This window comes from Enterococcus sp. AZ196, from assembly GCF_050498845.1.
Lineage (GTDB): Bacteria > Bacillota > Bacilli > Lactobacillales > Enterococcaceae > Enterococcus_A > Enterococcus_A murrayae.
This window is the reverse complement of the sequence record NZ_JBIPAM010000001.1, coordinates 3,038,613-3,062,361: the sequence shown is the minus strand read 5'-3', so window position 1 is coordinate 3,062,361 and position 23,749 is coordinate 3,038,613. Positions and strand designations below refer to the sequence as shown.

Annotated in this window: 12 protein-coding genes; 1 reads left to right on the top strand and 11 read right to left on the bottom strand. The window is 40.3% G+C overall.

What is annotated here, in order from left to right:
- Positions 1-23 precede the first annotated feature (23 nt).
- Positions 24-1,484 (bottom strand): NAD-dependent succinate-semialdehyde dehydrogenase, encoded by a 1,461-nt coding sequence (locus IGI67_RS14765; protein WP_429958182.1) that lies wholly within the window; start codon positions 1,482-1,484, stop codon positions 24-26.
- A 661-nt stretch (positions 1,485-2,145) separates the two neighbouring features.
- Here IGI67_RS14765 and IGI67_RS14760 point away from each other — a divergent pair.
- On the top strand, positions 2,146-2,358 hold the full coding sequence (locus IGI67_RS14760) for a hypothetical protein (protein ID WP_429958181.1): 213 nt from the start codon (positions 2,146-2,148) through the stop codon (positions 2,356-2,358).
- Positions 2,359-2,429: 71 nt separating this feature from the next.
- Here the strand turns inward: IGI67_RS14760 and IGI67_RS14755 are convergent, their stop codons facing one another.
- The 10 genes from IGI67_RS14755 to IGI67_RS14710 form a co-directional block, all read right to left on the bottom strand.
- Positions 2,430-4,022 carry a SpaH/EbpB family LPXTG-anchored major pilin gene (locus tag IGI67_RS14755; protein ID WP_429958180.1) on the bottom strand — a complete coding sequence of 531 codons (1,593 nt, stop codon included), beginning with the start codon at positions 4,020-4,022 and terminating at the stop codon, positions 2,430-2,432.
- The gene (locus IGI67_RS14750) at positions 4,012-4,767 is read right to left on the bottom strand and encodes a hypothetical protein (RefSeq protein WP_429958179.1); all 756 of its coding nucleotides are present in this window, start codon (positions 4,765-4,767) and stop codon (positions 4,012-4,014) included. The genes IGI67_RS14755 and IGI67_RS14750 overlap by 11 nt, the downstream gene beginning before the upstream one ends.
- Positions 4,767-8,615 (bottom strand): SpaA isopeptide-forming pilin-related protein, encoded by a 3,849-nt coding sequence (locus IGI67_RS14745; RefSeq protein WP_429958178.1) that lies wholly within the window; start codon positions 8,613-8,615, stop codon positions 4,767-4,769. The genes IGI67_RS14750 and IGI67_RS14745 overlap by 1 nt, the downstream gene beginning before the upstream one ends.
- A 476-nt stretch (positions 8,616-9,091) precedes the next feature.
- Positions 9,092-10,741 (bottom strand): SpaH/EbpB family LPXTG-anchored major pilin, encoded by a 1,650-nt coding sequence (locus IGI67_RS14740; protein WP_429958177.1) that lies wholly within the window; start codon positions 10,739-10,741, stop codon positions 9,092-9,094.
- Between the two features lie 5 nt (positions 10,742-10,746).
- Positions 10,747-11,463 carry a pilin N-terminal domain-containing protein gene (locus tag IGI67_RS14735; protein WP_207110024.1) on the bottom strand — a complete coding sequence of 239 codons (717 nt, stop codon included), beginning with the start codon at positions 11,461-11,463 and terminating at the stop codon, positions 10,747-10,749.
- A gap of 2 nt (positions 11,464-11,465) precedes the next feature.
- Positions 11,466-14,648 carry a vWA domain-containing protein gene (locus IGI67_RS14730; RefSeq protein WP_429958176.1) on the bottom strand — a complete coding sequence of 1,061 codons (3,183 nt, stop codon included), beginning with the start codon at positions 14,646-14,648 and terminating at the stop codon, positions 11,466-11,468.
- Between the two features lie 336 nt (positions 14,649-14,984).
- Positions 14,985-16,478, bottom strand: a complete 1,494-nt coding sequence (locus IGI67_RS14725) for a helix-turn-helix domain-containing protein (protein WP_207110026.1) — start codon at positions 16,476-16,478, stop codon at positions 14,985-14,987.
- 687 nt (positions 16,479-17,165) lie between these two features.
- A complete protein-coding gene (locus tag IGI67_RS14720; RefSeq protein ID WP_429958175.1) occupies positions 17,166-20,354 on the bottom strand; it encodes a vWA domain-containing protein in 3,189 nt (1,062 codons plus the stop codon).
- 344 nt (positions 20,355-20,698) lie between these two features.
- Positions 20,699-22,129 (bottom strand): 6-phospho-beta-glucosidase, encoded by a 1,431-nt coding sequence (locus tag IGI67_RS14715; protein ID WP_207108006.1) that lies wholly within the window; start codon positions 22,127-22,129, stop codon positions 20,699-20,701.
- A gap of 17 nt (positions 22,130-22,146) precedes the next feature.
- Complete coding sequence (locus tag IGI67_RS14710) at positions 22,147-23,538, bottom strand: 6-phospho-beta-glucosidase (protein WP_429958174.1); 1,392 nt, start codon at positions 23,536-23,538, stop codon at positions 22,147-22,149.
- Positions 23,539-23,749 lie beyond the last annotated feature (211 nt).

The window sequence follows — 23,749 nt, the reverse complement described above, 5'->3', positions numbered from 1 at the left end:
CGCCCTTTGCTCTATCTATTGATCTATTTTTCCGTACGAATATTGACGAATTTGACATCTACATATTCCTCTACCCCATACGTCCCATTCTCACGTCCAAAACCAGAGTGCTTGACTCCGCCAAATGGTGTTGCTGAGTTCGAAATAGCTGTATCGTTCACGCCGACCATGCCATATTGTAATTTACTGCTGACATTTTCAACCGTATGGATATTGGTGGAAAAGAAATAAGAGGCTAACCCAAATTCTGTATCATTTGCGTCCTCAATGACTTTTTCCTCATCTTCGAAGGTAATCAGCGGGATCACCGGACCAAAGGTTTCTTGATAGAAAATGTCCATTTCTTTCGTTACGCCGTCTAATACCGTCGGCTCAAAGAAATTACCATTCGCATACTCGCCAGATTCCAGCTTATGACCGCCAGCCAAAATTTTCGCGCCTTTGCTTGTCGCATCCTTCAGTTGCTCGGTCACTTTGTCCACACCAGCTTGATTAATCAGCGGACCAGTTGTCGGATCATCCAGGCCGTTTCCTACCGTAACATCTTTAATTGCTTCCACGATTCGATCGGTCACTTTTTCTTTGATATCTTTATGGATAAAGATCCGATTTGGCGACGTACAGACCTGCCCGTTGTTGATAAATTTCGTTTGAATCAAGGTTTTTACTGCGCGGTCAATGTCGGCGTCTGGAAAGATAATGTATGGCGCATGCCCGCCTAATTCCATCGAGACATTTTTCAAAGTCGGTGCAGCCTGTTCATTCAGCGTTTGACCGACTTTTGTTGAACCAGTGAAGGTGATTTTTTGAACATCCTCTGATTCTGAAAGGATCGATCCAATCGTTGAGGAATCACCCAGCACGATATTTACCACTCCATCAGGAAACCCTGCTTTATCAAACAATTCCATCAACGCCAACGCAGAAAGTGGTGTTTCCTTCGATGGCTTCAAAATCACGGTACAGCCGGCTGCGATTGCTGGTGAAATCTTCCGTATAATCATATTCGAAGGAAAATTCCATGGTGTGATCGCGCCCACTACCCCGACAGCTTGCTTTCTTACCTGCCATTGATTCGTTGCTGGTGACGGTACGATCTCTCCTAGTAAACGTTGTCCCTCAGCTGCATTCCAGCGCAGGTTCTCCACATTCGTCTGAATCTCGCTCTTTGCTTGTGTCAAAGGCTTGCCTTGCTCCATCGTCATGATTGTTGCTAAACGATCGGCATCTTCTTCCACAAGATCAGCCATTTTATTCATTAATTTTGCCCGTTCCGCTGCAGATGTTTGCGACCAGTCAGGAAATGCTCGGTTCGCTGCTTCAATCGCAGAAACGACTTCTTTTTTCCCTCCAACATGAACACTTGCCAATGTCTCTCCTGTCGCAGGATTCATCACCGATTTTGTACCTTCCGAGCCTTCCACCCATTTACCATTAATATAGAGACGTGTTTCGACTGCTGGTAACTCTTGCTGTTTTCCCATATGTCTAATTTCCTCCTAAGCTATGGTTTTGGTTGAAGATCATGGTGCCTTCTGATCTTCAAACGTTCCGTTAGTACATAAAGTACCGTAACACGGATAAAAACAAAGCTCAAAAATTCGGCTTATAGTAGATAATTTATCCCCAACAATGATCAAACGTTAATATATCAAGACGAAAAATCATAGTTTAAAAGAAAAGCAGCCGCCAATCTTAATGAAGGAATCATCACTATCCAATAACTTCGATTGCTAGCAGAATAATGATTCCAACGCTTTTAGGACCTTCGCCGGATATTCAGATTGTAGTTGTACTATTGGGAGATTATGCCACAGGGGCTTTAGAAGAGAGAAAGTCTTTGGTAGACCGATATTGCCTGTAATTCTCACGATATTCGCACATTGATATTTTCCGTTGGCTCTTGTAAGATTAAAATACATTAAATTTTGAGGAGATTCTTTTATCGTGTTCAAAACAATTTATAAATTTGAAGTTCGTAAACCTTTTTTAGTAGTCTATTCATTGCTAATCTTTCTAGGATTCGCTCTCACTATTGGAAGATGGTATAGTCAATCAACTGATTTTGTCATTATTAATTCTTACATCAACTCCCATATCTCCAACTTCTCACTAAGTTTAATGTCTTATCTTGGAATTGGTTTTATGTGGCTAATGGAAGGTGTAAAATTCCGTTCTATCGTATTTTTAGGCATTGTATACGTGATTGGTAATTTATTATGCGAAACCTTGATGACCTTCTTGAACACTCCGGATATTGTTGATGCTTATTTTGGATTTCTGGGTACATTGATTGCCTTTATTTATTTACTGATTACTAAACGATTTGGACTCATGTCTACTAGACAGAAAGGGTAACTTTTCTCAATATCTGACAAAAAAGCACGAGCAAAAGGCTCTTAAGCCTATTGCTCGTGCTTTCGCGTTGATTATACTTCAAATTGCACACGGCGGTAGCGAACGATCGCTGCTGCCATCAAGCCAAGACCGATTACGATAAAGGCAATGATTCCCATACCACCCGTTGATGGTAATGTTCCACCTTTAGAAGTATTTTCGATTTCTTGTGCTGCTGCACCTGTATAAGTACCTTCGTCAACTTCAAATTGAACATCGTTTGCTAATTTTTGGAAACCACTTGGTGCTTTCGTTTCACGTAAGTAGTAGGTTCCATATTCTAAACCAGTAACTTCGAACAACCCATTAGCATCAGAAGTATATTTTGTTGCAGTTGCATAGTCTTCATTTGCGCCAACTGGAGTCCAAGTCATTGAATCTGCTCCGGCAGTTAGATAGTTATCCACACCATTGATTTGTCTGATGACAACAAACTCAGCTCCGCCCAATGCTTCTTTATTGCTTCCTTCTAGAGCATATTTGAAGAATTTCTTACCACCAGTTTTGATTGGATCAATTGGCGGATTTACTTTTGAATCATCTTGTCCACCATCATGATTCATTGTCACGGTGAACTCGTTGTTGATGTCTAGATCAACTGGTGTGTTTTCAGTGAACGACACCGTGTAGAAGAACTCAATTGTTTGACCCGCATATTGACTTAAGAAGTTCGCTGTTGCAGGTCCTGCTGCACCAGTTAAGTTCATAGCCAGGTTAAATCCTGCATAACCAGCCCATGGAGAATTTTCATTTTCTGGTGTATAGGTACCATGCGTTTGTAAGAAATCAGCTGCATTAACTTGGTTGCCATTCACAAGGATCCGATCAATTCCTTCAAACTTCACCCCTGTTTGGTCTACCGCATCGTTAAATTCTAATTTACTGTAACGTGGAGCGCCATTCACTAGTTCACCGATTTGGTTAGGAATCATGAAGCTTGCACGGTAGTGAATTTGCTGACCTACTTCAAAATCGTAAGCGCCAGCCGGACGTGGTGGCAAAGGATTGCCATTTTCGTCGACTAATTCCTTTTCAGGATCTTCGCCTTCTACTTTGTTCTTAGGATATAGATGAATATCTTTAAGTTCTGTATTGCCATCTTTCAAAGGCAGCATTAGAATCAATTTGTAAGAACCGATCTCAACGCCTGGTGAAGCATGCTCTTCAAAGAAGTATACTTTGTAAGAACCATCTGCGTTTTTAGCAGGCAGGTTCGCAAAGTTTGCTTCCCCATTGGCATCTGTTGTTTGATCACCGACATCAACAGCATTTGGTGCATTGTTCAAATCAAAGGCATCCATGATCTGTTTTGCTTTAGTGTTGTATTCTGCATCTGTTTCATTTCCAGTTAGGATTTGATCTAAAGCATCATAGAAATCTTCTGTAATGTCCCAAGCAGTAAAGGTAATCCCCAGCAGTCCTTCATAGCGATCAAAGTCTGGATTTTCCAAACCGCTATTATTAATACTATCAGATGGAAACTCGTCCATTTTTTTCTTGTGCAATGTTACATTCACTGAATCAATTGCGTACGCTTTTTCTCCTCCACCTAGCACCCCTGCTAGCAGTGGAATCATGCAGAGCAGCGTGGTTAATAACGCAACCCATTTTCTCTTATTTTTCATAATTTTTTTCCCCCTTGTTTTTGTGCATTCCAATTAAACCAACAGACATTAGCAACAACCCTAGAAAACAATAATTACGTATCAACTCATTGGTTGAAGGAAGTTCCTTTACTGGATAACTTTTCGGATCCCTCCCTCCATCATTTGGTGGTTCAATTTTCCTTGGTCCTGAGCTATCTGTTATCGGCGGTTCTGTCGATTTAGTTGGTGTAGTTGTCGGTTCTGTCGATGATGACGGCGGTATTACCGGAATTTCATCGTATTTGCAATTAAATAATAAGCTGGTGTACTCCCTAGCTGAATCAGCCATCAGCTGCGGCAGATAAGCCACAATCGGCAGCATAAAATACTTCCCTTTTTCTCCTGACGAGAGAATCAAGTATGCCGCATCTTTTCCATTTTGATAACGAGGCAGCATAACAGAAGTCTTTCCCGCGTCATCCAATAAAAGCGGTGCTTGGTTTATCCTTGCTAAATTTTCAGCCTTAACAAAGTCAGCCAATTTCTCTTTTGTTGAATAGGTGTTCAAGATGAATTCCTTATCACGCTTCTCGTTCCCCGATTGTTTGGCACGCCACTCGGTCAAATCATAGACATCCAAGGTCAGCGCCTCGGTCCCTTCGATGACTTTTCCTTCCGGCCGAGTATCTATCTGTATTTCTATCTGACTTTCCTCTGCAAAAGCAGTAACCCCCAAGTTACAAATCCCCAGAATTAGTCCCAAGAGAAGAATCATTTTTTTCATTACGATCCCCTCCTCTTAGTGTGAAGCCAGTAGAGGCTGCCTAGCAGTCCTCCTGCTGTTGAAATAACCCCAATTGCTACTTTGAAGAACAGCGCTGTCCCTGAACCACCTGTTCTAGGCAGCGGTCCTTGTCCTCGTTTCCTATTTGTGACAGTCAATTGAATAAGGTTCGGATTCCCCAATCCGCCTGATCCGCTGACACTTGAATTTGGTTGAACTGTGACATTTCCTGTTGATGAAATACTGATTCTGACTGTACCGTCTATCCCTTGGTAGCCATTTGGAACGGCTACTTCAGATAGGCTGTATTCTCCAGGCCGCAAGCCAGTAAATTCAAAGTTCGGTCCACCAGTTCTTGTTTGATCATAGCCTGTCCCGACTAATCGGAAGCTTGCGCCGCGAAGCTCATTGCCATCCTGATCGACTTTCTTGATCTTTAAGTTAAAATCAGCCATTTTATTGGTGACCTTATACGGTGAATTTTTTCCATTCAGCGTAATGACCAAGGCATCGCCTGCGGAATTCTCCACTGCCTTCAGTTCAATATCTGCCATCTTTTCATACCCAGCCGGCACATAACTTTCCTCAACAATGAATTCACCCAGCGGAATATCTGTGATCGTTACCTGACCATTGGTATCCGGTTCTAAATTCGTCGCTAAGACCTTGCCATCTGATTTACGTTTCACCGTAAATTTTGGTTTGTCCTTACTAAAAGGTGTCTTCCCGTCATCGGTGTATTTACAGATGACCGCCTGACCAGTCAATAATTTGTTCGTTAACTTAACGCCCTCTTTCGGCACGCTTGCTGCGGTAAAACTGGTGCTATAATTATAGGTTGGTTTGGCATATCCGGTCGTTCGTGCTTCCTCAACGACACGATAGACACTGCTTCCACCCTCGACTCCCTGGAATACCCCTTTCCATTGATCGATCGGTGTCAGAGTTAATGTCTCGATATCCTCCCAAGTAGTCCCGCTTCTCTTTTGCAAGGTCACTCTGACATAGCTCGTTCGAAGCCCCCAATAGTTATCGGTCCCTTGAAACTTATCAGACCAGATTTTTTCTACGGGAATCTCTAGGTCCTTGGCTAATTTATTGACCACCTTATAAGGTGACTTCTGCCCGTTCAATGTAATGTTCAAGTCTGTTCCTGCGCCGTTTTCCACCGCTTTAAGATCGATATCATCCATCTTCGTGTAGCCTTTTGGCACATAGGATTCTTCCACGATGAAATCACCCAATGGAATATCAGAAATCGTTACTTGACCATTCGCATCTGGTTCAAGGTCGGCTGCTAGCAGCTTGCCATCTGATTTGCGTCTTACAGAGAATTTCGGTTTCTCTCCGCTAAATGGCGTTTTGCCATCCTCTTTGTACTTGCAAATAACTGCCTTCCCCTTCAGCAATTTATTCGTAAGCTGTACTCCTTTGCTCGGCATATCTTTTGCTGTAAACTCATCCACATTGGAGGTTGACTTCTCATACCCTGTCGTCCTAGATTCTTCTATGACTCTATAAGTATTCTTCGTACCGCCCTCTGCTGTAAAATAATTGCTCCAGCCATTGGCCGCATAAAGTGTCTTCGTTTCTACATCTACCCATGAACTCCCACTTTTTCTTTGTAGAACGACTTTGACACTGTTTGGCCGCAGTCCCCAATAGTTCTCAGTATTAAGGTGTGAATCTGACCATTTCTTTTCGACTGGAATCTTGAATGTCTTAATTTTTCCACGTGCCGATGGTACCCCAAACTCCAGTACATCGCTTGTTCGTTCCGGTGTTGGTGTAAGCGTAGTTTTCCCATTTGTCTGGTACCATTTTCCACCCTCATAGTCTGAATCATCTGTTTTCAATCGAAGCTTGTAGTCCATTTGAATTTCCTGATTGCCGTATAAGTTGATGTTATCAACAGTGATCTTGTTGTTAACGACCTTCGCCTCATTAGGCAATTTACTGGCTTCAATTGCAGGTACGCCACTCTTCTTAATTTCCTTAACAGTCGGTTTCCCTACTAGCTCATACATGTCGCCAATCGGATCTTCGATGACGCCTTTATCCACTGTTTGAATAACGGAGGTAAACCAATCTTCAAAAGAAATATCAAAATCACCCGTCGTATTCGCATGGAAGAATTGGTAATCTTGTTCTGTATCTCCTGTAGCATTGGCTTTTTTGGTCGCCATTTTATACAGCCCTCTAACCAGCTCAGAAGTCGAATGTTCCTCTGTATAGGAGTAAGGACTTTTGATATTAATGGCAATAGAATAGATTTCCATTCCTTGATCCTTAATATCGGCTGCAGTTGAGTTCGCAGGTGTCAAATGACTATAGATACAAGGCCCATACTTTGTTACACTGTAGCCTTTCTTTATTTTAGTCGGTGAAGTATTTCCAGAAGTTAGTGTTGACCCTAAATTGGAGCCAGTAGCTACGTTACTATAGTTAGTAATCCGCAAGCCGTCATAATAGATGTTGGAATCTGACACTGCCGCAGTCGGCACCGCACTATAGTTGGGCGCACCATCAGTCAATAGGAAAATGACTTTCCGACGATTCGTTCCACCTGCGCTATTCAGCATTGTTTGGGCATTCATCATCGCCTTTTGTGTATAGGTGTTCCCATAAGCAGTGGCATTTCGATAAGTAGTCGCTAAGTTTTGCCAATTCGTTTCATTGCTAGACATTGGTACCGTGATATTGGAATAACCGCTTTTTTCAGAAGAAGAATAGATGACTCCCCCGATTCTTAAGCTGTCTGTTTCTGGCTCGGCATCCTTAAACTTATTGATTAATTTTTGCAGAGAATTGACCGCTAACGTTTTTCTCGTCATCCCGCCAATATTCCCACTGGATACTTCCATAGAAGTAGAATTATCCAAAACAAAACAAACATCCACACCCGGTTTGGCGATCGTACTTCCTCGAACATTCAAACGAACATTGAATGCATCTTCTTCAGCCGTTTCACTCGCATACTTTCTCAAAGAAATATTCGGTTTTGTTTTTTCGACCCCATACTTGATGTAGGATTTTGTGTAATCATCGGATGATACATCCCAACTAGTCACTCCATCCCAACCAGAATCTTTTTCATAACCACCTTGATGATTTCGAACATCAGATTGTCCAGTCGGTGTCCAATAGCAAGTCGGATAGATGCCGCCATTATTCGTATAGACTGGGGCCTTATTGGTATATTTTGCCGGATCCATTCGCAATAATCCGTTCATTGGTACTGCCGTCGCCGGTACTACTTTCTCATCTTCTTTCGGTCCAACGATATCCTCTGGATCCTCATAGACAACGTCTGCTCCCGCAGGCGCTGCCGCCGCTTTGCTTTTGGCTTTGCTTCCTGTTTCCTTCTTTGCCTGCAACTCAAACGGCTTTTTAATAGATAAAACATTCTCTTGAGTTTCTGGTTCTTTTCCATCCTTCGATGGCGTTTGTTGATCCATTTGCACATCCAAATAGAGCTTCTGGACAGACTTAGGCAGCTCAAAAGAGAGCTGACCTTCCATAGATGACGAAAACGTGTTTTCTATCAGCCAATCTTTTTCCTGCGTCATTTGCTCGATTTTTGGATAACTTATCACTTCCCCTTCCTCGTTAGTCACTTTCAGTTTGAGCCGTTGTTGTGTGTCACTGTCTTCGCTTTGCCTCTTGAAGGAGATACGCCAGTGGATTTGATCGTCCTTTGATGCTGTATCATAGGACATTTGCAGATATTTCTCATCTATCAATTCTGTTTTGGTTGTTTCGGCATACACTTTTGTCAGTGATGGAACGGACTCAACGATAAAAGAAAAAAGCAGAACAACTAACATGAGCAAGTGCTTTTTCTTCATTCCATAAATTCCTCCCTTCTTTCTTTTTTCATCCACTGTCCTTCCACGTAACAATATGATATCTTATGTAATTTTATTGCGCTTTTTTAACACTTTTACCAATAGATGTTATTCTAAATCAAATATAGTTAGTATTAATGAACATTTTGTTCATCTTAATAGTTATTGAACTCAATTATTTTATTTTAATTAAAGAATAATAAAGTTTGATTGTCGCAAAAAAAATTCACCAATTGAATTATTCGTCAAAAAAACACAAAAAAGCCAAAACGAAGTCCATTTTGGCTTTTTTGAAGAGTATATTTCTAAACAACAGCTTAGATTTCACCTTAAAAATCTATTTATCGTTAAATTGCTGCTTATTTATTCAAGATAAATTCGCTGTTCTATCAATCTTAACTGCGTCTCAAACAAAAAAATGGAGCAAAAAGGATGATTTCCTTTTTACTCCATTTAGTAGATCATTATTCTATTTTTTATGCTTTTGCGTTAATTTTGCGATAGCGAATCATTGCTGCTCCCATCAATGCACCACCGATGATCAAGAATGCGATGATCCCTGCTCCACCAGTTGATGGTAAGAAGCCGTCTTTAGTCACGTTTCCAATTTCTACTGGTTTGATTCCATAAGAACCCTTTGCAATCGTAAAATCTTTGTCTTGGTCTAGTTTTTGGAAACCATCTGGTGCTTTGATTTCTCGTAAGTAGTACTCTCCGTATTCAAGACCTTTGATTTCAAAATTACCATTATCATCAGAAATGTATTGAGTTGCATTATCATATTTTTCATTTGAACCAACTGGTAACCAAGTCGCTTTACCGCCGTCAATTTTCAGGTATAAATCATTATTGTTGCTATCTTTCTTAATAACGACGAATTTCGCTCCGCCTAACCCTTGTCCATTAGGATCTTCATATTTGAAGACTTTTCTACCACCAGTTGTAATCACTGGAACCTCTGGATGTGTTTGAGTTTCATCGCCTTTACCATCATGATCAAGTGTTACTACAAAGTTGTTCTTAATTTCTTCATCAACGGGTGTTAATTCAGTTAACGAAACAGTGTAGTAGATTTCCATTTTTTTACCAGCATATCGTGCTAAATATGATGCAGCATCTTTTGATTTAGTAAAGTTCTGACCAGGCATTTTATCAGTCGAAGCATTTAAATTGGTTTTAATCTCAAAACCTGCTTTTTCATTCGCCTTAGCTGGTTGACCTTTGTAAATTGGTTTTGCAGTATGAACTTCTAAGAACTCTGCTTTGATATCTTTACCATCCACTAAAATTTTATCGATTCTTTCAAATTGAACACCAAATTTATCAACTTCATCCTTGAATTCTAATTTAGTATATCGAGTACTTTTAGCAGTTGTATTTGGATTAGTTAAAACTTCCCCGATTTGTGATGGAATCTTATAACTAGCACGGAATTGAATTTCCTTCCCGATATCATAATCATAGGCTCCGTCAACATTTGGTGTCGCAGGTTGATCACCATCCATAACTTCCTTTTCTACTTCTCCACCAGTAACTACATTTTTTGGATAAAGATGGATATTTTCCATGTGAGTGCCATCATCAGTATCAATTGCTGGCAGTGTTAAAATAACTGGAAGAGAGCCTTTTACACTTGGATTATTATGTTCTTCAAAGTAATACACATTATAGAGTCCTTTGCTATTACGCATTGGTAATCCAGTAAATTGGGCAGTCCCATCAGCTATTGTAGTTTTCGTGCCCATATCTTGCGCCTTTGATTTATCAAAATTGAATCCTTTACTTTGATCTTGCTCTATCATAAATTCTTTTACTTTTGCTTGGTACTCACTGTCAGTTTCAGAACCAGTCAACTTCGCATTTAACTGATTATAGAACTCATCAGTTATATTCCACGCTGTAAAAGTGACACCTTCTAACGGGTCATATCGATCAAAGCGACTATCTTCCTTACCAGTATTTTCCGTTAAATCCGTTGGAAATGCATCCATCTTTTTCTTGTGTAAGGTAACATTAACTGAATCTGCTGCAAAGGCGGAATCGCCTAAACTAAACATTCCTATTCCGACTGGCAATAAACATACTAGCGCCATCAACAATCTGACTAAAAATCCCCTGCTTTTCATATTTCTTATCCCCCTTGTTTTTTTCTTCCTTTTATAGTTTTGAATCCAATAAAACCAATACTCATAAGTATCAAACCAAGAACAGTGTAATCCCGAACCAAATCATTTGTGGCAGGGTACGCTTTACTCGATGAGGACAGTCCTTTTTCCATTCCCGGATTCTTTAACGTATTCTCAGGCTCCGGTTCAGTCGATTCCTCCGGCTTTTCAGGCTCTTGGGTGGTATCTTGATACTTTGCATAAATTAATAAACGTTGTGCCTCATCCTTTGTTTCAGGATGTGTTTGCGGTAAGTACAATATAATTGGCAGCATATGATATTTTCCTGTTTCGCCATTGGCTAAAATTAAATATGCTGCGTCTTGCTCCTCGTGATATCGAGGAACACTGAATGAAACATTTCCGCTGCCATCAGCTGGATAAGGCATTTGATTCAATTTGACTAATTGTTCCTGTTTTACAAATGACTGCAACTCTTCCTTTGTAGAATATGTGTTTAATAAAAATTCTTTGTCTTGCTTTTCGTCCCCCTTTCGATTTGTTCGCCATTTGGTCAAATCATACACATCAAAATCTAGTTGTTCCGTACCTTCTATCTTTTTCCCATCTTCTGACCATGTATGAATCCATAAATCTACTTGCTTCTCCGTTGCCCTGGCTATTGAGCCCAAAGAACAAGTTCCTAGAAGCAGAACTAGAAAGAGTAAGAATATTTTTTTCATTCCTAGCCCTCCCTTCTACTGCGGATTAAATAGAAGCTGCCTAAACAGGTACCTGTGACAACGAGTCCCGTCGCTACTAATAATAAAACTTTAGAGGTTCCGCCTCCTGTACTTGGAAGTATTCCTGCTTTAGCCTTATTATTCGTGACTTTTAGATTTATCGTGTTCGCTCCGCCATTTATTCCACCCGATCCAGAAACATTTGAGTGTGGCGTAATCTCTACTTTTCCATCTTGCGCGATAGTAAAGCGGATCGGCTCTTGAATAATACTGTATTCATCTGGTGCCTGTGTTTCGGTTAACTCATAGCTTCCCGGACGCAGCCCAGTAAAATTGAATATCGGTCCAGTTACACTTGTCTTTTCATAACCTGTCCCTTTTAATCTGAAATTCGCTCCGCTAAGGGAGTTGCCATCAGCATCTTGCTTTTCTATTTGTAAAGAAAAATCTTTCAATAGATTGACAGCTTTATAAGGAGCTGTACTATCTGAGACTTTGGCGACTAGTGACGTAGGAGGGTCATTCTCAGTAACTTTTATTTCGAAGAATGGCATCTTTTGAAACCCGGCAGGTACATAAGTCTCTTCTACAATAAAATCTCCCAACGGCAATCCGCTAACAGTTACTTGACCTGCAGAATTTGGTTCTAAGTCTTGTGCAAGAATCTTGTTCGTTCCTTTTTGTCTCACTGTGAATTTCGGTGGATCATTCGTGAATGGCGTAGCCCTATCTTCTAAAAACTTGAAGAATTTGTATTCGCCTTTCAGCATTTCATTCGTAATTTTTATGCCACCAGCAACTAGATCCTCTGAAGTAAAGCTTTCCTGATTGACCCGCGCCTGCTTATACCCTTTCTTACGCAGTGTTTCCAAAACTCGGTATTTATGTTCTGCGCCGCCTTGAACTGCTGAAAATTCAGCTTTCCAATTATTCCCGGTGTTTAATGCCTTTGTTTCAACATCTGTCCAAGTAGATCCATCCCATTTTTGCAATACAGCATTGACGCTATTTGGCCGTAGACCCCAATAATCATTGTCATCTCCTGCCCAGATCTTCTCGACTGGAATCACAAAATCCTCTAACTGCACTCGTACTGAAGGTGAGCCAAACTCTAATAAATCGGTTGTTCGTTCAGGTGTTGGTGCTAATGTTGTCGTCTTATTCACGGGATACCAGCGATTCGATACAGCTGTTGGTTTTAGGCGAACGGTGTATTCTACTTCAATTTCTTGTCCGCCAGTTAAATTAATATTTTCTACTTCAATTTGACGATTATTATTCGTCGCAGTAATCTTGGGACGATCTACCTCTTCAAATAACGGTGCCCCATTACTTACTTGTTTAACAGTTGGTTCTCCCACAAGCTCGACCATATCACCTAGTGGATCGACTATTTTTCCCTTATCAGCCGTTCGAATGATTGTTTCATACCAATCTTTAAATGTTTTAGTCAGCTCACTAGTATCTTTAGAATGGTAGAAAAAGTAATCCTTTTGTTCATCTCCGGTAGCATTAGCCTTTTTAGTCGCTGTCTTATACATTCCTTCTAACAATTCATAGATACTATGCTCTTTCCCATCATTAGGAGAAGAAATCTGCAGTGCGATACTGTGAATCTCAATCCCTTCACTTTTCAGCTTATAAGCAGTCGAATTTGTTGTAGTTAAATGGCTGCTGATTTTTTGTCCATCAACAGTTTGCGAGCTCCAGTTGAATCTCGTGTAAATCCCCGTAGCTCCCAAACTAAGTCCCTTTGAATAATTTGGAGCTACACCAGAATCAAAACTAGTCACTAACGTTCGATCAAAATACATAGAACTATTATATTCAGCCGTTAACGGTGCCCAACTGGAGTTCGGTGCACCATCTGTCAGCATAAACAAGAGTTTGTGTCGTTCTTCTCCGATATCCGATGCTGGATCATTGAAAATATCTGCAGCCTCTTGCAATCCACGTTGTGTAAACGTTGGACCTAACGGATTGACTTCATTATAAGATTTTGCTATTTTGTCCCAATCATTTGGATTATTAGATAATTTGAAATGTGTATTTTCTCTTTTCCAACCATATGCAGGCTCTTCTAATGACTTATCGTAACTAGCGAAGACATGAGCGCCGACACGAATTGCATTTGACGAAGGATCTGCCACCTTTTTTAATTCACTAACAATTTTCTCAACGGCTGCTACACTTGCTTTTTTCCTACCATAGTCCGTCATTGATCCGGTATTATCTAATAGAAATACCACATCAACTCCTGGTTTAAAGATTGTATTCCCACGAACATTCAGCTTAACCTTAAACTCATCTTTCTCATTTGTTTGTTGAGCGTATTTGCGCATCCATAAATTAGGATTTGATTCCTCCCCATACTTTATATAGGAGTTAGTGTAATTTTCCTTAGTAACATCCCAACTTTTTTCTCCATCCCAAGAAGTTATTGGGGTTCCTTCGATACCGCCTTGATGGTTTTTGACATTTGTTTGACCTTCTGGCTGCCAAGCATATATTGGATACTCTCCGCTTCCATCTTGTTTGTACTGTGGTTGTTTATTTGTATATATAGGTCTGTACATCAGGTTGGCTCTTGTTTGTTGAGCACTCGCCTTTGTCTGCCTTGGTCCAATAAACTCCTTTGATTCTAGTGTCTGTTCTGTTGCCGCTTTATGTGGTTCAGTAGTTGAAGAAGTATTCATATTCGTCTGCTTTTCAGCTGAATCTTCTAAAACTAAAGTAAACGGCTCTTTCCGTTCAAGGATACTTTCTTCGACTTCATCATCCTTTTTTTGATCCACTTGAACATATAGCTTCAATTTCTTAATGGATTTGGATAATTCGATCGTTACCTGATCCTCCCCACTCGTTGAAAACCCCTTTTCAATGAGCCAATCTCCCTTTTCCTCCATGTTTTTTACATTTGGATAAGTAACTACCTGATCTTTATCATCAGTAAGTTTAACTTTCAAACGCTGCTCGGTATTAGCTGCTTCACTGATTCGTTTAAAGTTCAACTGCCACTCATTCGTGTCTTTTTTTGTTTCACTACTATAAGAAAGTTTTAAATACTTCTCATCGATCAGCTCATTTTTTATTGTTTCGGCATGTACCGTTGTTACTAGCGGAGTTAAACTAGTAACCAAGGAAAGAAGCATTAAAAAAAACATGAACAGATTTAACTTTTTCATTTTTTCCCCTCCCTTCATTTTTTCTTGCTGTCTTCCTCTATAGACAATAATAGCCGAAATTATTTTTCTTTGTTTTTTCTAATTTTGAATTATTTTAGTTATTAAACGTAGTTTAAAACCTGCTATTTTCACACTATATTCGAACTATCAGTTATCCAATCCATTTTCTTTATATTATATTTCATTATCTAATACTCATTTGCTTAAAAAAATATATATCATTTGACTACAAGGCGATCCATCCATAAAAACAACCCACAAACATTAACGTTTGCGAGCTGTTTGCACCTAATCTATCCTTATTTATTCCAATCTTTTCAAACCTCAAATCTCTTATCAACCAGAAAGATCACTGATCAGCTGCTGTAGCTGAACGATATTTTGACTAGTCAGGAAAGGATCGATGATCACAGTTGGGTAATCGTATGGGACCTCTTCCACACTGCTGGATGTGATCAATGCATCGTATTTTGCCAGCTCATGCATATCGATTCGAGTGTCTCGTGACCGTTCTTCGACAAAATGAATCTTAAAATTGCCGTAGATCCGTTCTTCGATCTGTTCAGCCAAGAAGGTTTCTTCTGTAGGCGACAGTTCAGAAAGTAATAAAATCTTTAGCGGCTGATCGTTGGTTGCCAGCAGATTCAAGCTTTGCGGTACCATCGTGATCAATAGGTAGGCGTAATTCCAAACAAAATCATTCTCTTGATAGATTCGATATTTCTTGACGAAGGTTTCAGCAATCTGCAAGACCTTCTTCACAGCTTGAAAATGAGTCTCCATCATTTTTTCCAAGAAAATCCCTCGTTGACGATACAAAATGTCAATGAACTTTCCTTTAGGTGAATACATCCGCTGATCATTGACTAAAACAATCGTCAATTCACTTCGCTCTAGATCATCAAGTGAACGACCGATCAAGCGATTAAATTCTTCTACTAATTCGTGATGCTTCTGATAAAGATCGCGATAGCTCCTACTTTGCTTCATAGCAGATTTCCATTGGTCTTCACTAAAGATCAGCATGTCTGCATAAGACAGCCATAGACAGTCCTTGATCTCATCTTCTGTCAGCCGAACTCTAAAAACCTCCAATACCATACGCTCAAAAGCTTCCAAGGTTTCTTCATCTGGCAGACTTAATGGACTGATCAGCTCATTTTCTGGGAAATGCCGGCCATTTTTGATACGCCACAAGCTGATGTAGATGTTGTAGCTGAGACGCTTTCTAAAAATATGACGATTTTCTAAATGGTTGACTTGGATAAATTGATCCACCAAATCAGTGATCGCTTTGATCTGATAATCCTTCATATCAATGAACAAAGATTCTAACCGATCGGATTTTTCCAAGAAGTAACGATAGTAAAAATGCCGGATGACACTTTCTTTTCCTTCGATACGTAATGGGCGGTAATCCAACTTGATACCAGCCTTTTTACAAGCCATTTCGATCTTCTTTAAATACCGTTGTGTGTTCGAAGCACTCAAATAAAGCTTGTCAGCCAGATCGCTGATACTGGAACAATTCTCATAAAGCAATTCCTCAATGATCTGGAACTCTGGTGATTGTTGAAGCACATCTGCATACAGCCGATTGATACTTACATGTGGTTTGACTTGAACCTGATAAAGCCCTTTGAATTTTTCAATATGGAAGTCATTTTGCTCATCATTGATTATCTTGACGTCCTTCAACAGGATAGGCAATGAACACTCTAGTTCCTCAAGCAGCTGATCGCTTGGCAAGCCGACTTGACTTGCATAGAGTAGTTCAACAAAGCGCAGACGTCGCAAACTGCTTGTTCCTAAAACCTCTCTAAAATCCATTTCCTCATCCCCTTTTCCTTCGTACTCCCTTTGATAACTAGCGTTTTGTCTTCATAAGCTAAAAAAAGCATTAGTATCAACACATAATGAATGCACCGAACTAATTTTTTCCTACCAACTGCGTCCTCTCATTTATCGATTGCCTGAGATGCCCCTCACCTCATAGCAAATTCATAAGAGGAATTTCTTCTATTAAGAAGCGTTGCCTCTTTAGAATCATTTTTTGATTTCTTAAAATTTTGGATAACCTCTCTCTTCCATTTATGAATACGTCAAATCATTTGCCCTGATAAACCTATGTATTTAATTTTTTGAAAGAAGATTGCTGCTAAAAAATTAAAAACCGCCCTTTCGTATTATTTACTCGTTAGAAAAACCCAATTTTTTAACTATTTTTCTTTATATCTATATGATAACCAATCTTATTTTTAAACGCTTTTTCGTTAATTTTTTATTTGTAGTTATTGTAAACACTTTAAAACCTGTTAAATAATAAGTTTTTAATATCCTTGAGTTATTTAAATCTTTTTCTTTATAAGACATTAAGTTTATAAATACTCAAATTGCAGAAACTAATTAAAAGATTTGAATTAAAAATTTTAAATCCCTTCAAAAAAAAAGAGTTTAAAAGCTTTTTATCAGCTTTTAAACTCCTATAAACAGTATTTTTAGTATTCTGACAAAACTTTACTTTTTTCCTCTATTAAGATATAGAGAAAAACTTGTCAGCAGAAATCCACTAGCAACCAACAGGATCGCTGTTAAATAAAAGAGGCGAATCCCATTTCCTCCTGTACTGGGCAGTACTCCCGCTTTGACCTTTGTATTCGACACTTTCAAGTCAATACGGTTGCTCTCTTCAGTAATTGCACTTGTTCCAACAACATCTTTATGCGGTAAAATCGTCACTTTGCCATCGAGCGCTATTTCAAAGAGGATCGGCTCTTCAAGGCGTTGATAGCCTTCTGGATTTTCAACTTCTGTCAAAGTATAGCTTCCTGGGCGCAGCTTCGTAAAAGTAAATACAGGTCCCGCCTGCTTTGTTTCTTCATAATTCGGTCCAGTTAATTTAAAACTCGCGCCCTCCAGCGGATTTTTCAACGAATCGACTTTTTCCACTTGCAGCGAGAAATCCTTTAACGTATTCATGGCAATGTACGGTTCGATACTGTCATTCACCTTGAATACAAGACCGGTTGCAGACGCATCTTCCGTGACATGAAGCTCAAAATTCGTCATTTTTTGAAACCCAGCTGGTACGTAGACTTCTTCCACAATATAGACACCGATCGGTACATCATTGAGCAGAACTTTTCCTTCTCTATTTGGCGTCACCTCCTGTACAAGGACTTTCCCATCGCTGCGCATAATAGTAAATTTTGGCAGATCAACAGTTAGCGGCGTCTTTCCATCTTCCATATATTTACTAAACGAATAGCTCCCTCGAAGCAGCTCATTTGTAATCTCAATTCCCTCTGCGGCGATCGTCTCAGAGGTGAAGCTGTCTTGATTGATGGTTGGCGCCTTGTACCCTTTTGTTCGCACATCCTCAACTACTCGGTAGGTATTCTCTTCGCTGCCTTTGACAGCCGAGAACTTTGCTTGCCAATTATTGCTTGTACTCAACTCTCTTGCTTCAATGGCCTGCCAAGCTTTGCCGTCCCACTTCTGTAAAGTTACTGTGACCTTTTCTGGTCTCAAGTTCCAATAATCAGCGGTCCCTTGCTCATCATCCGCCCAAATTTTTTTCACAGGTATGACAAAATCAGTCTTTTGCAGTCTCACTGAAGGACTGCCAAACTCGATCACATCTGTCGTTCGTTCCGGCGTTGGTTTTAACGTTGTCGTCTTATTCGTTTGGTACCATTGATTCGATACGATTTCATTCGTTTTTAAACTTACCGTATATTCTATTTCAATTTCCTGATTGGCAGTCAAATTCACATTTTCTACTTTTATTTGTCTATCGGTGGTAGAAAGGATCGGCAGATCGGCGGCTTCGATCTTTGGAGCGCCGTTATCAACTTGGGTAATGATTGGCTTTTTGTCATCAGACGTCACAAAATCGACCCTATCTCCTAATGGATCGGTGATCTCCCCCATATCAACCGTACGAATAATTCTCTGATACCAGGCTTTAACATATTCCGTCAGTTCGGAAGAATTCTCGGCATGATAGAAAAAGTAGTCCGACTGCTGATCATTCGTTTCGCTGACATTGGCCTTCTTTGTTGCCATCTTATACAAACCACGAAGCAGCTCTTGGCCAGAATGATCTTTTCCAGAGGAAGTGATTTTTACTGCCAAACTGTGAATCTCGATTCCGTCATTTTTCAATTGATAAGCCGTCGAGTTTGTTGTAGTCAAATGGCTGGTGATTTTTTGTCCGTCTATCATTAATGGACTGGTAAACAAACTTTTATTTCCCTCTGCCCCTAAGGATAGGCCAGAGGAATAGGCTGGTTTTATTCCCTTCGCAAAGCTAGTGACTAAAGTCGGATCATAAAAGATTGAATCGTTTTTTTCCGCGGTTAAAGGCATCCAGCTTGAAGTCGGTGCACCATCGGTCAAAATAAACAATAGCTTGTGCCGTTCATTCCCAGTGTCTGTTTCTGGATCATTAAAAATATCCTGTGCCTCTTGCAGCCCTCTTTGGGTAAACGTCCCTCCGGCAGCGGTCAATTCTTTATACGAGGTTTCGATTTTCCGCCAATCAGCCGGATCGCTTGATAATGGATGATGCGTTTTCTCTCTGGTCCACCCCCATGTCTCCTCAATGGCTTTATCGTAGCTGGCAAAGATATGTCCGCCAATCCGAATACCGCCAGTACTGGGATCGGCTACTTTTTCTAATTCATCAAGAATCTTCCCTAGTGCCTTTACACTATCCGCTTTTTTAGTCGAGCCGCCAGAGGACATCGAACCGGTATTATCCAGCAAAAAGAGTATATCGACACCGGGCTTATAGGTTGTATTGCCTCGAACATTCAGCTTGATCTTAAATTCATCCTCCTTCGCCGTTTGCTGTGCATACTTCCGCAGCTGAATGTTAGCGTTAGCGGAATCCTCGCCATATTTGACATATGAGTGTTCATGACTATCCGCTGCTACATCCCAGCGCACTACATTATCCCAATCGGTTTGATTTTCATCGCCTCCTTGGTGATTCAGTACATTGGTTTGTCCTTCTGGCTGCCAAGCAAACTCCGGGTAAGTCCCTTTACTGTCTGTTTTGTATCGCGGAGCCTTGTTCACATAAAGAGGCTCGTACATTGAACGCGTCTTGTTAACTGATAATCCAGTCTGCTCAGTCTCCAGCTGTTTTGGCCCAACAATTGCTTCTTTTAAGAGACTGTTATGATCTTTTGTCTGTGTATGATCAGAAGTCATTGTTTCCTGTCCATCAGTTCCTGCTGCCAGAATATAGGGTTCTGTGCGCTCTAAAATGTTCTCTTCGATGGTTGCTTCTCCCGTGTCCGCTGTAACCCATCGATCCATTTGAACATATACGTACAGCTTGCCAACAGCATCCGTCACATGAAACAGCAGTTGGCCAGCCCGCCCAGCCGAAAAATTCTCTTCAATCAGCCAGCCCTCCTTCTCGACCATAAAGGCCGCTTCAGAGCAGTCGACAGCTTCTCCCTTCTCATCGGTCACTCTGATTTTTAATCGTTGCTGCACCTCCTTACTTTTATGCTCAAAATCCAAACGCAGTTGATCTGTTTCTTCCTTATATATATAGGAAAGCTTTAACTCTTTTTCTTCTATTAATTGAATCCCTTTATCCTCTGCCTGAACTACTGTAACCGTTGCAGCAAACTCAGCCGCAATCGAAAAAAGGACAAACATAAATAACCATAAACCAGCATTTTTCATTCTCTATCTCCCTAACCCACTTTTTTGCTCTATTAGAATAGCAGAAATCCAATTTTTAAACTTTTTATTAAAAAAATTGGGTAAGTTATTAAAAGTCAGAAATGAACCGTTACTACAACAAAAAATCGCTTCATAGCTGTTTTTTTGCATTTTTTCTTATTTATTGTTAAAGAAAAGGGTATTCAAAAACGTTAAAAAAAATAAACGTTTAGAATAATTCGTTCCTGATAACAAAAAAAGGAGAGCACATCAGCCAAATAGTTACTGCCGCACCCTCTCTTTCTATTAAGTACCTCAACACAAAAAAAGCTGAAACCTGCAGATAAACAAGTTTCAGCTCTAAATTAATTACTTAAATCTTCACCATTTGTTTCGATAACTTTTTTGTACCAATCAAATGATTTTTTCTTGCTGCGCTTCAAGCTTCCGTTACCTTCGTTATCACGATCCACATAAATGAAGCCATAACGTTTTTTCATTTCGCCTGTTCCAGCAGATACAAGGTCGATACAGCCCCAAGTCGTGTATCCCAATAAGTCAACGCCATCTTGATCAACCGCATCTCTCATCGCTTGGATATGCTGAGCTAAATAATCGATTCGATAATCATCTTCCACATAGCCGTTTTCATCAGGAGTATCAATTGCGCCTAAACCATTTTCTACAATAAACAATGGTTTTTGATATCGGTCATATAAATCGTTCATCGTGATACGCAATCCTAGCGGGTCAATTTGCCAACCCCACTCACTTGAATCTAAATAAGGGTTCTTCACAGAGGCAAAGATATTTCCTGCTGTTTGCTCCAACAGCTCAGGATCAGTTGTTGCTACACGAGAAGAGTAATAAGAGAATGAGATAAAGTCGACTGTGTGAGCTTTCAACAGCTCTGCATCGCCTTCTTCCATCTTCACTTCGATCCCTTTGCGTTCCATTTCCTTCAAAGCATATGCTGGGTATTCTCCGCGAGATTGTACATCAATGAAGAAATAGTTTTCTCTTTCTTCTTTCCGCCCTTCCCAAACATCCTCTGGTTTTGGTGTATATGGATAATAAGAACCTGCCGCTAACATACAGCCGACTTGATTTTCTGGATCCACTTCATGAGCAATTCTCGTTGCAATCGCAGAGGCTACTAGTTCATGATGCGCCGCTTGGTATTTGACCTGCTCTTCATTTTCGCCTTCCTCAAAGTAAAGACCTGCGCCCATGAATGGTGCGTGAAGAATCATATTGATTTCATTAAAGGTCAACCAATATTTAACTAATCCTTTGTAACGATTGAAGATTGCGTTACATAGATTTTCGTAAAAACCGACTAATTCACGGCTGCGCCATGCACCATATTTTTCAACTAAGTGCATTGGGCAGTCAAAGTGAGTGATTGTCACTAAAGGTTCAATACCGTATTTTTTACATTCTTTGAAAATATCCTCGTAGAATTTCAAACCTTCTTCATTCGGTTCTTTTTCGTCGCCTTTCGGGAAGATACGGCTCCACGCTAATGACAGTCGATATGTTTTAAAGCCCATTTCGGCAAATAACGCGATATCTTCTTTCCAATGATGGTACATATCGATTGCTTCTTTTGCAGGATAAAAATGTTCATCGTCAAAATTAAACATTTTCTTTTTACCTGCGATAACTGCAAAGCGATCTTCTCCCACTGGAGCTAGGTCTACGTTTGCTAGTCCGCGTCCGCCTTCTTTATAACCGCCTTCACATTGATTGGCAGCCGTTGCGCCGCCCCATAAGAAGTCTTTTCTAAATCCCATTTATCCATTCCTGCTTTCTATACTTTTTCTAAATCTAATTCACGCGCCACTTCATCTTGTACTTCGATCCCTTCTTTTTCTAGACGTTCGATCGTTTCTTTGAAGTTTGGCAAGAAATCTTTATGTGCGATAAATAATTCATCCATGATGCGTTGGGCTGTTTTACCAGAACGAACCATTGGATTAATGGTAAATGCTTGCAGCGCTGTATTGTAATCCCCTGTAACAGCTGCTTCGATGGTTAATAATTCCATTGCTTTCATGACTTGCAGCCAGCCGCGTTCTGCTGTTGGTAATTCACCAAAGGCCACATTGCGAGCACCTTGACCACCGATGTAGGCAGAGACCTCAACAACACAATCAGCTGGGAGATCTGGTACTGCACCATCATTTTTCGTCGAAACAACCAATTGCGTGTTTTTATTCGCATAAATTGAAGCGATCGATTCACACGCCGCGTCAGAGTAATAAGCACCGCCGCGTTGTTCCAGCTGCTCTGGTTTGTAATCTAAGTTTGGATCTTTGTACAATTCAAACAATTCTGTTTCTGTTTGCTTCACTTGCTGAGCACGCGTACCAATTGTCTTGTACTCTTCTAACGCATGAGCCAGGGTTTCTTCTTCTTGGTAATAATAGTGATGATAGCCGCAAGGGATCATTTTCATTTGTTCCAAAATTTCTCTTGGGAATGGGATGTCATGGATATTTTTCGGCATCCCTGTCTCATCACCTTCATACATTTTCTTAACGATATCCATCGTAACATCTTTACCATGATTATCGGCTACTTTGTGCCAGTGGAAGTGATTCAAGCCAGCAAATTTGTAGATCAATTCATCTGCTTTCTTGCCAATCATTTCAGGCTCTATCATTGTCGCCATCACTGGAACATTACATAAGCCAATCACTTTATCCCATTTACCATAACGGACAACTGCTTCCGTCACCATGCCGCTTGGGTTAGCGAAGTTGATCAGCCAAGCATCCGGACATAGACGCTTCATATCCTCAACGATTTCTAAAATAATCGGAACCGTACGGAAAGCCTTGAACATTCCGCCAGCGCCATTCGTTTCTTGTCCAAGCATGCCATAATAAGCTGGAATGCGCTCATCTTTGATTCGTGCTTCTAACAAGCCTACACGGAACTGAGTCGTAACAAAATCAGCATCTTTCAGTGCTTCTTCACGGTCTAAAGTCATATGAACTTTTACATCATAAGGGGAAGCATCCCACATCCGCTGAGCCATCGCCCCAACGATTTCTAATTTCTCACGACCTGCTTCAATATCGACTAACCATATCTCGCGAATTGGCAGCTCATCATACCGTTTGATGAACCCTTCCATTAATTCCGGTGTGTAGCTGCTTCCGCCACCAATTGTAGCGATTTTTACTCCTGCTGACATTCGATCGACTCCTTCTGTTTTATTTACATTCTAATTATCTTTCACGTAAAAACTTTATTCAATCTATTTACAAGTCATTCCATCATCATTTACAAAACAAGCACTGAAAACGATTTATTTTGTAAATATCAGTGGATTTTTTTTGTGAAATCTCTAAAACAAGCACATAATCATTCACAAATAATCTATAATAAATGTAAATAAAAGGAGG

Excerpts from the sequence above, each read along its gene's own strand:
- IGI67_RS14715 (WP_207108006.1), bottom strand. The coding sequence starts at position 22,129 with ATGGGATTTAGAAAAGACTTCTTATGGGGCGGCGCAACGGCTGCCAAT.
- IGI67_RS14735 (WP_207110024.1), bottom strand. The coding sequence starts at position 11,463 with ATGAAAAAAATATTCTTACTCTTTCTAGTTCTGCTTCTAGGAACTTGT.
- IGI67_RS14745 (WP_429958178.1), bottom strand. The coding sequence starts at position 8,615 with ATGAAGAAAAAGCACTTGCTCATGTTAGTTGTTCTGCTTTTTTCTTTT.
- IGI67_RS14720 (WP_429958175.1), bottom strand. The coding sequence starts at position 20,354 with ATGAAAAATGCTGGTTTATGGTTATTTATGTTTGTCCTTTTTTCGATT.
- IGI67_RS14750 (WP_429958179.1), bottom strand. The coding sequence starts at position 4,767 with ATGAAAAAAATGATTCTTCTCTTGGGACTAATTCTGGGGATTTGTAAC.
- IGI67_RS14725 (WP_207110026.1), bottom strand. The coding sequence starts at position 16,478 with ATGGATTTTAGAGAGGTTTTAGGAACAAGCAGTTTGCGACGTCTGCGC.
- IGI67_RS14765 (WP_429958182.1), bottom strand. The coding sequence starts at position 1,484 with ATGGGAAAACAGCAAGAGTTACCAGCAGTCGAAACACGTCTCTATATT.
- IGI67_RS14740 (WP_429958177.1), bottom strand. The coding sequence starts at position 10,741 with ATGAAAAGCAGGGGATTTTTAGTCAGATTGTTGATGGCGCTAGTATGT.
- IGI67_RS14710 (WP_429958174.1), bottom strand. The coding sequence starts at position 23,538 with ATGTCAGCAGGAGTAAAAATCGCTACAATTGGTGGCGGAAGCAGCTAC.
- IGI67_RS14730 (WP_429958176.1), bottom strand. The coding sequence starts at position 14,648 with ATGAAAAAGTTAAATCTGTTCATGTTTTTTTTAATGCTTCTTTCCTTG.
- IGI67_RS14755 (WP_429958180.1), bottom strand. The coding sequence starts at position 4,022 with ATGAAAAATAAGAGAAAATGGGTTGCGTTATTAACCACGCTGCTCTGC.
- IGI67_RS14760 (WP_429958181.1), top strand. The coding sequence starts at position 2,146 with ATGTGGCTAATGGAAGGTGTAAAATTCCGTTCTATCGTATTTTTAGGC.